This window comes from Brevibacillus sp. FSL K6-6036 (assembly GCF_037964015.1).
In the GTDB taxonomy this organism is placed as follows: domain Bacteria; phylum Bacillota; class Bacilli; order Brevibacillales; family Brevibacillaceae; genus Brevibacillus; species Brevibacillus borstelensis.
The window spans coordinates 3,502,402-3,514,712 of record NZ_CP150173.1 but is presented as its reverse complement, the minus strand read 5'-3'; the positions used below and the strand labels follow the sequence as shown (position 1 = coordinate 3,514,712).

At 54.2% G+C, this 12,311-nt stretch carries 11 protein-coding genes; 8 read left to right on the top strand and 3 right to left on the bottom strand.

The window, feature by feature from the left end:
- Window positions 1–47: 47 nt before the first annotated feature.
- Both NST37_RS17685 and pyc read right to left on the bottom strand, forming a co-directional pair.
- Window positions 48–1,283: a flagellar cap protein FliD N-terminal domain-containing protein gene (locus NST37_RS17685; protein ID WP_243015030.1), complete on the bottom strand. Its 1,236-nt coding sequence runs from the start codon at window positions 1,281–1,283 to the stop codon at window positions 48–50.
- 53 nt (window positions 1,284–1,336) lie between these two features.
- Window positions 1,337–4,783 (bottom strand): pyruvate carboxylase, encoded by a 3,447-nt coding sequence (gene pyc, locus NST37_RS17680; protein ID WP_339185620.1) that lies wholly within the window; start codon window positions 4,781–4,783, stop codon window positions 1,337–1,339.
- A 127-nt stretch (window positions 4,784–4,910) separates the two neighbouring features.
- Here pyc and NST37_RS17675 point away from each other — a divergent pair, with 127 nt between their 5' ends.
- From NST37_RS17675 to NST37_RS17660, 4 genes are all read left to right on the top strand, one after another.
- Window positions 4,911–5,360 (top strand): gamma-glutamylcyclotransferase family protein, encoded by a 450-nt coding sequence (locus NST37_RS17675; RefSeq protein ID WP_024985674.1) that lies wholly within the window; start codon window positions 4,911–4,913, stop codon window positions 5,358–5,360.
- A gap of 48 nt (window positions 5,361–5,408) precedes the next feature.
- Complete coding sequence (locus NST37_RS17670) at window positions 5,409–5,942, top strand: hypothetical protein (RefSeq protein WP_031933476.1); 534 nt, start codon at window positions 5,409–5,411, stop codon at window positions 5,940–5,942.
- A 91-nt stretch (window positions 5,943–6,033) separates the two neighbouring features.
- The gene (tpx, locus tag NST37_RS17665) at window positions 6,034–6,555 is read left to right on the top strand and encodes a thiol peroxidase (protein WP_003386705.1); all 522 of its coding nucleotides are present in this window, start codon (window positions 6,034–6,036) and stop codon (window positions 6,553–6,555) included.
- Between the two features lie 171 nt (window positions 6,556–6,726).
- Window positions 6,727–7,728, top strand: a complete 1,002-nt coding sequence (locus NST37_RS17660) for a S66 peptidase family protein (RefSeq protein ID WP_339185618.1) — start codon at window positions 6,727–6,729, stop codon at window positions 7,726–7,728.
- Between the two features lie 23 nt (window positions 7,729–7,751).
- On the opposite strand, the gene NST37_RS17655 is transcribed toward NST37_RS17660, so the two are convergent.
- Window positions 7,752–8,048 carry a hypothetical protein gene (locus NST37_RS17655; protein WP_003386702.1) on the bottom strand — a complete coding sequence of 99 codons (297 nt, stop codon included), beginning with the start codon at window positions 8,046–8,048 and terminating at the stop codon, window positions 7,752–7,754.
- A 197-nt stretch (window positions 8,049–8,245) separates the two neighbouring features.
- On the opposite strand from NST37_RS17655, the gene NST37_RS17650 reads away from it, so the two are divergent.
- The 4 genes from NST37_RS17650 (at window position 8,246) to NST37_RS17635 (ending at window position 12,239) form a co-directional block, all read left to right on the top strand.
- Entirely contained in the window at window positions 8,246–9,154 is a 909-nt protein-coding gene (locus NST37_RS17650; protein WP_003386701.1) for an RluA family pseudouridine synthase, read from the top strand.
- 334 nt (window positions 9,155–9,488) lie between these two features.
- Entirely contained in the window at window positions 9,489–10,424 is a 936-nt protein-coding gene (locus NST37_RS17645) for a fumarylacetoacetate hydrolase family protein (protein ID WP_003386700.1), read from the top strand.
- An 11-nt stretch (window positions 10,425–10,435) separates the two neighbouring features.
- Window positions 10,436–11,602: a homogentisate 1,2-dioxygenase gene (locus NST37_RS17640; RefSeq protein ID WP_039070873.1), complete on the top strand. Its 1,167-nt coding sequence runs from the start codon at window positions 10,436–10,438 to the stop codon at window positions 11,600–11,602.
- A gap of 16 nt (window positions 11,603–11,618) precedes the next feature.
- Window positions 11,619–12,239 (top strand): flavin reductase family protein, encoded by a 621-nt coding sequence (locus NST37_RS17635; RefSeq protein ID WP_003386698.1) that lies wholly within the window; start codon window positions 11,619–11,621, stop codon window positions 12,237–12,239.
- Window positions 12,240–12,311: the final 72 nt, after the last annotated feature.

Below are 12,311 nucleotides of genomic sequence, written 5' to 3'. Positions count from 1 at the left end.
GACAGGTTGGCCGCGCGGGGGCACACCTGTCTTTTTGTTTGGGATATTCACCACAACTGATTGATGATCAAGCCCGTGTAAACCGCTTGCCGGTAGAAGTGATTGGGCAAAAGAAACGAGGAGAATGCTCGACCCGAAGCATCTTCTTCGTTGAAGCCTGTCAAATTGGCGGGGGAAGCCGTCCTCCATTTTCCCGTCTCCCTTTCGACCAGTTGAGACACCTTGGATACGTCTTGTACAAAAGCAGAAAAATCGCGCTCGACAGAACGGGTCAGCGTCTCCTCGTCCAATTTCAACTGACCGTTGGGAGCAATGTGCAATCCGTAATCAGCAAGCCCCGATTGAACACTCCGGGCAATCTGCTCCAGTGATGCAGGGAGTGTGGTCGTGAAAAGGTTCGGCCTTTCTTCTACGAAAGCATGCAAGCGATTATAACGAGTCACCAGTTCCCGGGTTTTCTCCAGCAAGAGTTCGCTGTCCGGCTGGATAACCAGGGATGCTTTGCCCGGCTGGAGCAGGGTTGCGGCGACCTTTCCAGAAAGCTCCACCTGGTTGAAGGGGGAGCCGCTACGCATCCCGTCCAGATCGTATTCGGCATCGGAGGCTTTCATAGCGACCTGATCGAGTCCGAGAGTGCGAACCACGGCCCCGTCTATATCGCGTAGCTGAAAAGCATGCTTTGCCCCCGTATGACTGGAGCGGAGGACCATCCGGCTCATCGTCTCTGAATATTCGATTGAAGCAGCCAGATCTGCCTGATGGATGACACCTGCCAAACGCTTAAGCAATTGTTCATGCGAATCGTCTTGCTTTGCCTGGATGGCGAGGATGTTCTCCTGTTGACCGATCGTCAGGGAAAACGTATACACGCCGGGGGGCAAGAGGGAAGGGCCGCTGCTTTCAGCCATGATTCCCCGATTTGTCTGCTGCGTTGCCAGGCGGATGACATCCAATTGGTAGCTGCCCGGCTCTGCCCCGGGGGCGGCTTTTGCCTGAGCGCGTTCCGGGTGGGAGCTCACTGCAACTCGCGCGTGCAGCACACTGTTTCTTCGCGAAGGGTCAAATTGCTTGGCAGCCTGGCTTAATTCGGCCGTATAACGATATAGCTGGGAGAGGGAGTCAGCCATGTCTGTCATCCATTGCTGTTGGCGCGTATAAAAGGGCTGCAGGCTGTATCCGACAATGGGCTGGACAGGACCGCTCAATTTGGCTTGAATCATCTGAAAGTGGTATGGACCCACCCGCCTGCTGTACGGAATCTGGCTGACCTGTGCTAGACGCACACCCATCTCCTCCTTTCACTTGCGTTTCATCTCCCTACCATTATAAGGCAATCCTATTCCATTTCAACAAGCAAGTCACCCGTTTCGATCGCATCTCCCGCTTTTACATGAACGGCTTTGATTTTCCCGTCCATTGGCGCTTGAATGGTGGTCTCCATTTTCATCGCTTCGCTGACCAAAAGATGCTCTCCCTTGCGTACCTTGTCGCCTGCTGTAACGAGAACTTTCAAGACTTTGCCCGGCATGGACGCGCCGAGCTGTCCGGGATCTTGCGGGTCGGCTTTGCGGCGGGCCAGCTCAGAGACCTTTGCAGCGTGATCGCGGATGAAAATTTCCCGAGGTTGGCCGTTCAATTCAAAATACATGATGCGCCGTCCGTCCGGATGCAGCTCGCCTACGGCGACAAGCTTGATAATCAGCGTTTTTCCGCGCTCGATCGTGATTGCCGTCTCTTCTCCCGGACGAAGGCCGTAGAAGAAGGTCGGGGTATTGAGCACGGACAAATCGCCGTATTCCTTCAAGCTTTGGTCATATTGCAGGAACACTTGCGGGTACATGATGTAGGACAGGACATCCAGTTCTGTCGCCTCTCGCACGATTTTCTCTGTCAGTTCCAACGCTACCTTGTCAAAGTCTACCGGTGCCAGAAGCTCTCCCGGACGAGTCGTAAAGGAGTCGCGTCCTTTCAAGACAAGCGCCTGCAGTTCTTTCGGGAATCCGCCCGGAGGCTGTCCCAGGTACCCCTGGAAGAACTGAATGACAGAGTCGGGGAAATCGAGCCGCTCGCCTTTTTCCCAGATGTTTTCTTCGTTCAGTCCGTTTTGAACCATGAACAGCGCCATATCTCCGACTACCTTGGAGGACGGTGTGACCTTGACGATGTCGCCGAACATCTGATTGACAGTAGCGTACATCTGTTTTACCTCGTCCCAGCGGCCTTCCAGTCCGACAGCTTTCGCCTGCTGCTCGAGGTTCGTATACTGGCCGCCCGGCATTTCATGGATGTAAACCTCGGTATTGCTTGCTTTCATTCCGCTCTCGAATCCTTGGTAGTAGGGGCGGACATCCTCCCAGTAATCGGAAAGCTTGTTGAACGCGTCGAGGGATAGACCCGTATCCCGTTCGGTATGCTCGAGCGAAGCGATCAATCCGTTCAGGCTGGGCTGGGAAGTAAGCCCCGACATGGAGCTGACGCACGCGTCGACGATATCGACGCCGGCTTCAATCGCTTTTACGAGCATCGCGCCGCCGTTTCCGGACGTGTCATGCGTATGCAAATGGATCGGGATGCCGATCTCCTGCTTGAGAGCCCGCACCAGCTCGTAGGCTGCGTACGGCTTGAGCAGTCCGGCCATGTCTTTGATCGCGAGGATATGGGCTCCTGCCTTCTCCAGCTCCTTGGCCAGATCGACGTAATAGCGCAGCGTGTATTTGGTCTTCGATGGATCGAGAATGTCGCCGGTGTAGCAGATCGCCGCTTCGGCCACCTTGCCCGAATTGCGGACGGCTTCGATCGCTGTCTGCATGCCCGGCAGCCAGTTGAGGCTGTCAAAGATGCGGAAGACGTCGATGCCGTTCTCGGCGGACGCTTTCACGAAAGCGTGAATCACATTGTCCGGATAGTTGGTGTAGCCGACCGCATTTGCGCCGCGCAAAAGCATCTGGAACAAAATGTTGGGAATGCGCTGACGAAGTATTTGCAGACGCTCCCACGGCGATTCTCTGAGGAAGCGCATCGACGTGTCGAACGTGGCCCCGCCCCACATCTCCAGGGAGAAGAGGTCTGCTCCCAGCTTGCCGGTCGCTTCAGCGACAGCTGCCAAATCGTACGTCCGGACGCGAGTCGCAAACAGCGACTGATGGGCGTCGCGGAAGGTGGTGTCGGTTACGAGCACGCGCTTCTGCTCCTGAATCCACTTCACGAGGCCGTCTGCGCCTTCGCGCTCCAGAATTTGCTTGGTTCCGTCCGGATACGGCTGGGCAAAGGGAGTGCGCGGGATGCGCGGCGTATCGAAGTGCGGCTTCTTGTCCTGCGTGGACAGCCCCGGATAGCCATTGACAATCGTGTTGCCGATGTAGCTTAGAAGCTTGGTGCCGCGGTCTTGACGTCCCGGGAAAATGAACAGCTCCTGCTTCGTATCGATGAAAGACGTATCGTATTGTCCGCTGAGAAAATCGGGATGCGTCACTACGTTTTCCAGGAACGGAAGATTTGTTTTGACACCGCGGATGCGGAATTCCCGCAGCGTTCTGAGCATTTTCCGGGCGGCCTGGTCAAAAGACGTGCCGTATGTGGAGATCTTCACCAGGAGCGAATCGTAGTACGGTGTAATAATCGCCCCCGGATAGCCGTTTCCGCCGTCAAGCCGTACCCCGAAGCCTCCGCCTGAACGCCATGCCAGCAAGCGCCCGGCGTCGGGCAGGAAGTTGTTTTCCGGGTCTTCTGTCGTCACCCGGCACTGTATCGCGTAACCGCTCATCTTGATCGCTTCCTGGGAGGCAATGCCAATTTCCGGATCAGACAGGCTGTGCCCTTCGGCAATGCGGATTTGCGCCTGCACGATATCAATGCCTGTGATCAGCTCGGTAATCGTATGTTCCACTTGAATGCGCGGGTTTACTTCGATAAAGTAAAATTGACCGTCGGGCGTGAGCAAAAACTCGACCGTACCCGCGTTGGAGTAACCGGCTTCCTTCATCAACTTCAAGGCAGACTGGCAGATTTCCTCGCGCAGCGCATCATCCAGGGAAAGGCTTGGCGCGACTTCGACCACCTTTTGATGGCGGCGCTGCACGGAGCAGTCCCGTTCGAACAGATGCACAATATTGCCGTGTGCATCGCCGAGAATCTGCACTTCAATATGCTTGGGGTTTTCCAAATAACGCTCCAGATACACCTTGGCGTTGCCAAAGGCGGAGCGAGCTTCGGAACGGGCCCGGTCCAGAGCATCCTGGAGCTCATCCTGGCTTCGCACGATCCGCATGCCGCGGCCGCCTCCGCCAGAGACCCCCTTGATGATTATCGGATAGCCGTGCTCCTTGGCAAACAAAAGGGCTTCCTGAAGGGTTTCGATCGGCTCGGGTGTACCCGGAATAACGGGAATGCCTGCTTCGATGGCCATTCGGCGCGCTTCGACTTTGTCTCCAAACTTGTCGATCAAAGTGGAGGAAGGGCCAATAAAGATGATGCCTTCTTCAAGACAGCGCTGGGCAAATTCCGCATTTTCCGCGAGAAATCCATAGCCCGGGTGAATCGCATCGATATCGTTGCGCTTGGCAATTTCGATAATGCTCTCAATGTCCAGATAGGCTTCAATGGGACCTTTTCCGGCGCCTACCAGATACGACTCGTCCGCCTTGAAACGATGGATGGACACGTTGTCTTGCTCGGAATAGATCGCTACAGTGCGAATGCCCAGTTCAGTTGCTGCGCGGAAAATCCGAATGGCGATTTCCCCGCGGTTGGCGACCAGCAGCCGGTTGATTTTTCTCTTTGTCATGGTTTCTCCCCCTTTTTTACCCTAAGCACTTGTAAAGTGAATATTATATATAGAGTAAATATACAAAATTGCAGATACAGAAACACCCCTTTTTTTCTGAAATATCTTGAAGTAGGTGTAAATATTCATGACGAGAATCCTGCCCGTGTTCGTATATGGCTCTCTGCTTCCCGGTTTCGGCAACCACAATAGGTATGTCAAGCCTTACCCGCATACGCTTCAGCCTGCGATAGTACGGGGACATTTGTACCATTTTTCTGCCGGTTATCCCGGCTTGCTGCGGGGCGAATCGGGGACTGTGAAAGGAGCGCTGCTCACATTTTCCAAAGACGTCTATGAAGAAGCACTGGCCGGACTGGACGAGCTGGAGGACTATTTCGGACCAGGCGACCCTCGCAATGAGTATGAACGGGTGGAGGAAAGTGTCATGAAAATGCCTGGAGGAGAAGAAATCCGGGCATTCCTCTACAGGTATCTAAAGGAAGACTGGGCCAGACGGGAAGGGATTTACATTCCGTCGGGAGATTGGGCCGGGTTTATCAAAGACAGGCAGAGGGACAGCAGGCAGGGTGAATAGCAGCTACCGGATTTGCCCAAAATGGTAGGGAAAGGAGGGGACCCTGCCATGGACTTTTTGCAAAAGACCCCGGCCGAAATTTGGCGCATGCTGATACCGCCTGCAAACTGGATGTTTTGTGAAGAGATGCCAGAGGACGAGCTGATCTTTCATTATCGCGATTCGATTTACTTTATCAACGAGGACGGATCGGTGCTGGCTCTGCCGAAGCCGGCGTGTTTTGAACAGCTCGATCTGGAAACGCTGCTGGAATGGCTGGCAACGTCGGAGGAGACTGTCGATTTCGACGATAACGGGGAATTTGATTACGGCTTTGTACTGAAGCAGATGGGATTCGTCGTGCCGACCCGCAGGCCCCGTGAAACAAGTTCGTTTCAAATTGAAATCATCAACACGGTTCTCCCGCAATCGATGTGCACGCGCTACGAGCTGAAAAAAGTAAGCTTTATATTTGCGCTGTATCACGCCCTCATGCGCTGCCATGAGCTGAACAGGCGGAGCGGCTGGGAGTACGAGCACGAAATCAAAAGCATTACCAAACTTGAACAAAATCAGATCGGCGGATTGCGACTGAATCTGTAATTTCCCTGTTTCCATAGTGAAAATCGTAGAAAAATGAGGTATGATTGAGAAGGTACATAACCTACTATCATTTTGTGAGGAGGAAGATTTGATGACATCTGCAGTAGAACGCCATGGCGCATTTACCTTCAAAGGCAACCCGGTTACCTTGCTCGGACCTGAAATAAAGGTAGGGGACACCGCTCCTAATTTTACCGTATTGGCTAACAACCTGACCCCTGTGACTCTGGATGATTCCAAAGGCACTGTACGCGTGATCTCTGTCGTTCCGTCTCTGGATACTGGCGTGTGCGACGCGCAAACCCGCCGTTTTAACGAAGAAGCTGCAAAGCTGGACGGCGTAACCATCCTGACGATCTCTGTCGACCTGCCGTTCGCGCAAAGCCGCTGGTGCGGTGCTGCCGGCATCGACAAGGTGCAAACGCTGTCTGACCACCGCGACCTCTCCTTTGGTCTGGCATACGGCGTAGCGATCAAAGAACTGCGTCTTCTGTCTCGTGCAGTCTTTGTCGTGGATGCAAACGACAAAGTCGTTTACGCAGAATACGTTCCGGTTGTCGGCGATCATCCGAACTACGAAGCTGCGATCGAAGCAGCCAAAGCGGCGAAGTAATCGATTCCCGCCAACATTTTTGCGTCTACTGTCAAAAATACCAGCCTCCTTCCACGTGAAGGAGGTTTTTTTATGGAAAATGTTGTTTGCCCCTGTATAATAAATGAACAAATCATAACGCGTCTACATTCAGGGCAGGCAAAGAACGAATAGCCGCGAGGAGTGAGGGAAATGAGGCCAGATAAATTAAAGAGAGGCGACGAAGTCCGAGTGATTGCCCCGAGCAGAAGCATGGCGATCCTGTCGCAGGACGTGAGAGAGCGGGCGCAAAAAAGATTGGAATCGATGGGCCTAACGGTAACGTATGGAAAACATGTGGAGGTTTGCGACGAGTTTGTTTCCAGTTCAGTCGAAGAGAGGCTGCAAGACCTCCATGAAGCGTTTGCCGATAAGAACGTAAAAGGTATTTTGACAGTGCTGGGCGGATTCAACAGCAATCAGCTGCTTCGCGGCATCGATTATGAGTTGATCCGAAGCAACCCCAAAATACTGTGCGGGTACTCGGACATCACGGCACTGTCCAATGCGATCTATGCCAAAACAGGATTGATTGGCTTCTCGGGCCCTCATTTCTCCACATTCGGAATGAAAAAGGGAGCCGAGTACACGATCCGCCTCTTTCAAAGCTGCTTGCTGGAGGGGGAAGCGGGGGCGGCTAGAGAAGCCGAAGCGGGACCGCTCCAAATCACGCCTGCCTCTGAATGGAGTGACGACGAATGGTATTTGGATCAGGAAAATCGCAGCTTTATCCCGAATGAGGGCTACCTTTTGATTCAGGAAGGAGAGGCGGAAGGGACACTCATCGGCGGCAATCTGTGTACGCTCAATCTGCTGCAGGGTACAGAGTACATGCCTGACTTGCAAGGAGCGATTCTGTTTATCGAGGACGACCGGGATGTGTCTCCTTCGACGTTTGACCGGGATTTGCAATCATTGATTCATCAGCCGTCCTTTTCCGGCGTGAAAGGAATCGTCATCGGCCGGTTTCAAAAAGCTTCGCAAATGACCCGGGAAAAGCTCGTCTGGATCATCCGCAGCAAACCGGAGCTGGCAGCCATGCCGGTGGTCGCCAATGCTGACTTTGGGCATACCAGTCCGATGATCACGTTTCCGATCGGCGGCAAGGCCAAAGTGACAGCGAGCAGCGGGCAGGTGTCACTTTGGATAAAGTAGGTTGCCGACAGACCGGAGCCTTGTCAGCAGTACAGATCGCGTCCCCCGCGAAGCTGCAAATACGCTTCCTTCAGCCACGGATGGATCACTCGAAGCTTGGTGCGCTGCGCCCATAAATAGTCAAGGTAAACGAAGGCGGCGTCGGCCAAGCGAGGATCGACATGGAATTGCTCAGCCAATCGAATCGCTTCTTTGGCGACTCGCTCGGTATGCTCGGCAATATGATCAAGCTGGTGGTAACGAAGCAGCGAAAGAGCGTCTTGTCGGACGTTTCCGCCAAATGGAAAGTTCTTTATCCATGTGGAAAAGCTTTTGTCCATTTTCATCGACTCCTGAAGGTTTCTCCTCTGTATGGGGATAGAAGACCCGGTCTTCTGTGCATTGTTTTCATATTGCGATACAATTGGAAAACCGTGGGGGTTTAAAAGGGCTTTCCCACATCAGTGGCCTTCGCCAGGACGCGCACAGCTGTTTTTGATATACTGGCAGGAGTTGAAGCGACAGAAGGTGTGACTGCATGTTGGAAGAGCTTTTGCAAATAACAGCCGCCAAACGGCATGAAGGCATGACCATCCGCGACGTGCTGCAAAAAGACTTCGGCGTCTCCCGGCGCTTGCTGGTCAGGGCGAAGTACCAGGGGGATATTACGCGAAACGGTGTTTCCGTCTATGTGACAGAGCGGTTGAAAGAGGGAGATGTCGTTCGCGTACTCGTCCCGGCCGAAGAAGAAATGCTCGCACCCGAACCGATGGACTTGAATATTCGCTACGAGGACGAGGACATTTTGGTCATCGCCAAACCGGCGGGACTCGTCGTCCACCCGACGGGGAATCACAGCAGCCATACACTGGCAAACGGCGTGGCGCACTACTGGCAGGAGCGGGGAGAGCAGCGGAAATTCCGTCCGGTCAATCGTTTGGACAAAGACACGTCAGGACTGATGATCGTAGCCAAAAACCAGTGGGCGCACGAGCAGTTCAGCCGTCTCCAAAAGGAACGCCAGCTGCACCGATACTATATAGCCATCGTCGAGGGTGTGTGCGATGAGACAGAAGGTGTCATTGACGAGCCGATCGGTCTTCGCGACGACTCCATCATTGCGAGGGAGGTTCGAGCGGATGGCCAGCAGGCCGTAACCCGTTTCAGGGTCAGGCAGCGGGGAGCTGGCATGAGCCTGGTGGAGCTGAAGCTGGAAACGGGACGAACGCATCAGATCAGGGTCCATATGAGCCATCTGGGTTATCCGTTAGCAGGCGATGACATGTACGGGGGGAGCAGAGCCCACATCGGGCGGCAAGCGCTGCATGCAGCGAGGCTCCATTTTGCCCATCCTCGGACGGGACAGGAAATGGAGTGGACGGAGCCGCTGCCGGAGGATATGGCCTTGCTGTACAGGACGTTTTTTGCCGGCGAGGGACTGGCATGAAATAGCTGGAGTGAAAAACGTATAGATAAAACCGCTTATAGAAAAAACGCTTTTGCCTCTGGCAACCGAAAAGCGTTTCCGGTATGATAAATATACCAATGAAAAAACAGTGAGCAATGGAAATTGCTGGTCGTCTGCGGGGGAATTCCCGCAAGGTCTTCTTCGTTAGCAGACTGAGCCCAGCGTACGTCAATAAGCTTGATCGGGTGCCCGCGAAAATGGATGATACCGTTTTCGGGCTCCTTGCTTCAGCTTGTTCGTATGCTGGGCTTTTTTGCTTTCATTTGCTTGTCTGAAGCCGGGGCTGGGGCCCGTAGGAGAGGAGGGAGAGCATGTGAAGCTGGTATCGTATCGAATGCAAGAACAGCAGGCGTGGAGAGCCGGAATCTTGCGGGAGGACCGCATCGTAGACATCGCCTCCAGCCTGGCGGGGGCGCCGCCGGGGATGCTGGAGCTGCTGGATGAGTGGGAGAGGTGGATAGAGCCCTTGCAGCTTCTGTCACAACAGGCTGGGACTCCTGCCGAAGGGCAGTCTTTTCCTTTAGAAGCTGTCTTGCTTGGATCGCCGCTGCCTCGTCCCCGAAGCTTTCGGGATTTTTACTCGTTTGAAGCGCATGTCAAGACGGCTCGCGCACGCCGCGGGCTGGAGATGATTCCGCAATGGTATCATTTCCCCGTCTTCTATTTTTCCAATGCAGCCGCCTTTGTCGGCCCGAATGCTTATGTGAAAAAGCCAGCGACGACCAAATGGCTCGACTATGAATTGGAGCTTGCCTGCGTAATCGGCAAGGAGGGCGTTGACATCCCTGTCGAGCAGGCGGATCGCTACATCGCCGGTTACTGCATCCTGAACGATTGGAGCGCACGCGACCTTCAGCGGGAGGAAGTAAAGGTAGGGCTGGGCCCGGCAAAAGGCAAGGACTTTGCCACTTCCATGGGTCCGTGGCTCGTTACGCCAGACGAGCTCGCCGATGTTTGCATAGCCGGCGAGGAAGGCAATCGCTTTGCGCTGACGATGGTCGCAAGAGTGAACGGCATCGAGCTGTCCCGCGGCTATTTTCAGGACATTCACTACACGTTTGCCCAGATGATCGCCCGCGCTTCCGCTGATTGTCCGCTTTACCCCGGCGATGTCATCGGTTCGGGTACAGTCGGGACGGGGTGCATCCTCGAGCTGGGGACGGAGCGCCACCGATGGCTGGAAGCCGGTGACGTGGTGGAGCTGGAGGTCGACAGGCTCGGCGTATTACAAAACATCATTTCCGAATAGGAGGGTTCGCAATGGCATTTTACCACCGCTTGGGTGAGATTCCGAAGAAGCGGCATACGATGTTTCACAAGCCAAACGGGGAGCTGTACCGGGAACAGGTCATGGGAACAAAAGGCTTTTCCGGCATTCAATCGATTTTGTATCACCATCATCCGCCGACCCAGGTCCGCTCGACGAAAAGGGTTGCCGACGTAAAGCCGGAATATGTCGAGCAAGCCGATCTCAAGCATCAGCATTTCAAGACGTTCGATGCGCCGGCAGGAGGCGACCCTGTTTCGGGCAGAACGTATTTGTTGGGCAATAGCGACGTCGTGCTCGGCGTTTGCGTTCCTACAGACGAGATGAACTACTTTTACCGGAATGCGGACGGGGATGAACTTCTGTTCGTCCATCAGGGAGAAGGCGAGCTGCAGACGATTTTCGGAACGATTCCGTACTGCCCGGGAGATTATTTGGTGATTCCGATCGGTACCACCTACCGGATTGAAATGAAGACGCCGAGCCGATTCCTCGTCATCGAATCCCAGAACGAGATCGTTCCGCCCAAGCGCTACCGCAACGAGCACGGGCAATTGTTGGAACATTCGCCGTTTTGCGAAAGGGATATCCGCGTGCCGGAGAGGCTGGATACACATGTAGAGGAGGGCTCCTTCGAAGTTCGGGTCAAGCGTCAGTCCACCTTATACAGCTACATGTTTGATTTTCACCCTTTTGATGTGGTGGGCTGGGATGGATATCTCTATCCGTACGCGCTCAGCATTCACGATTTTGAGCCGATCACCGGAAGGATTCATCAGCCGCCGCCTGTTCATCAGACCTTCGCCGGGCAAAATTTCGTCGTCTGTTCCTTTGTGCCGAGACTGTACGACTATCATCCGCAGGCGATTCCCGCCCCTTACTTTCACAGCAATGTAGAAAGTGACGAGGTGCTGTATTACGTCGACGGCAATTTTATGAGCCGCAAAGGCATCTATGAAGGGTCCATCACGCTCCATCCAATGGGCATTCCGCACGGGCCCCACCCGGGGAAAGTGGAAGCGAGCATCGGCAAAAAGGAGACGAAGGAGCTGGCGGTCATGCTGGATACCTTCAAACCGCTGTATGTGACGAAGCAGGCATTGGAGATCGAAGACCCGGACTATATGAACAGCTGGCTTCCACCTGTGTCGCCGGAGTGAAAAGGGGTGTTTTTTCGTGGAAATCGACATCAGCGCAATCGAACGACAGGACAAATACAAGCTGCTGATCGGCTGCATCGTACCGAGGCCGATCGCCTGGGTGACCTCGATCGGCCGAGCCGGTGTCCTGAATGCGGCTCCGTTCAGCTATTTCAATGTGGCGAGCATTGAACCGATGATGGTTTCCATTGCGGTCATGCGCAAGCCAGGCAGTGTCAGAAAGGATACTGCTCGCAACATCGCGGAAACAAAAGAGTTCGTCGTCAATATGGTGGACGTCTGCAATGTTGACGTTGCCAATGAAACCTCTGCCGACTTTCCTCCAGAGATAGGGGAAGTGGATGCGCTCGGGCTGGCCACCGAGCCAAGTGCGGTCGTACGTCCGCCCCGGCTGGCCGACTCTCGCATCCACTTTGAGTGCAGGCTCCATCAAATCGTCACACTGGGCGATCCTGTCACGTCCGACCTGATTATCGGCGAAGTCGTTCACGTCCATGTGGAAGACCGTTTGTACCAGAACGGGAAAATCGACATCGAAGCCTTTGCTCCTGTCAGCCGTCTGGCAGGACAATCATATGCCAGGCTGGGTGAGCTTTTTGAACGTCCGCGGCCGGTGTACCAATCGAATAGCAAGTAAAGACCGTCTGCGGACGGTCTTTATTATTTGGAAAATCAAGCACAACCTTGGGCTTTCGGCACATAAACTGTG

Excerpts from the sequence above, each read along its gene's own strand:
- pyc (WP_339185620.1), bottom strand. The coding sequence starts at position 4,783 with ATGACAAAGAGAAAAATCAACCGGCTGCTGGTCGCCAACCGCGGGGAA.
- NST37_RS17675 (WP_024985674.1), top strand. The coding sequence starts at position 4,911 with ATGACGAGAATCCTGCCCGTGTTCGTATATGGCTCTCTGCTTCCCGGT.
- NST37_RS17670 (WP_031933476.1), top strand. The coding sequence starts at position 5,409 with ATGGACTTTTTGCAAAAGACCCCGGCCGAAATTTGGCGCATGCTGATA.
- tpx (WP_003386705.1), top strand. The coding sequence starts at position 6,034 with ATGACATCTGCAGTAGAACGCCATGGCGCATTTACCTTCAAAGGCAAC.
- NST37_RS17660 (WP_339185618.1), top strand. The coding sequence starts at position 6,727 with ATGAGGCCAGATAAATTAAAGAGAGGCGACGAAGTCCGAGTGATTGCC.
- NST37_RS17655 (WP_003386702.1), bottom strand. The coding sequence starts at position 8,048 with ATGGACAAAAGCTTTTCCACATGGATAAAGAACTTTCCATTTGGCGGA.
- NST37_RS17650 (WP_003386701.1), top strand. The coding sequence starts at position 8,246 with ATGTTGGAAGAGCTTTTGCAAATAACAGCCGCCAAACGGCATGAAGGC.
- NST37_RS17640 (WP_039070873.1), top strand. The coding sequence starts at position 10,436 with ATGGCATTTTACCACCGCTTGGGTGAGATTCCGAAGAAGCGGCATACG.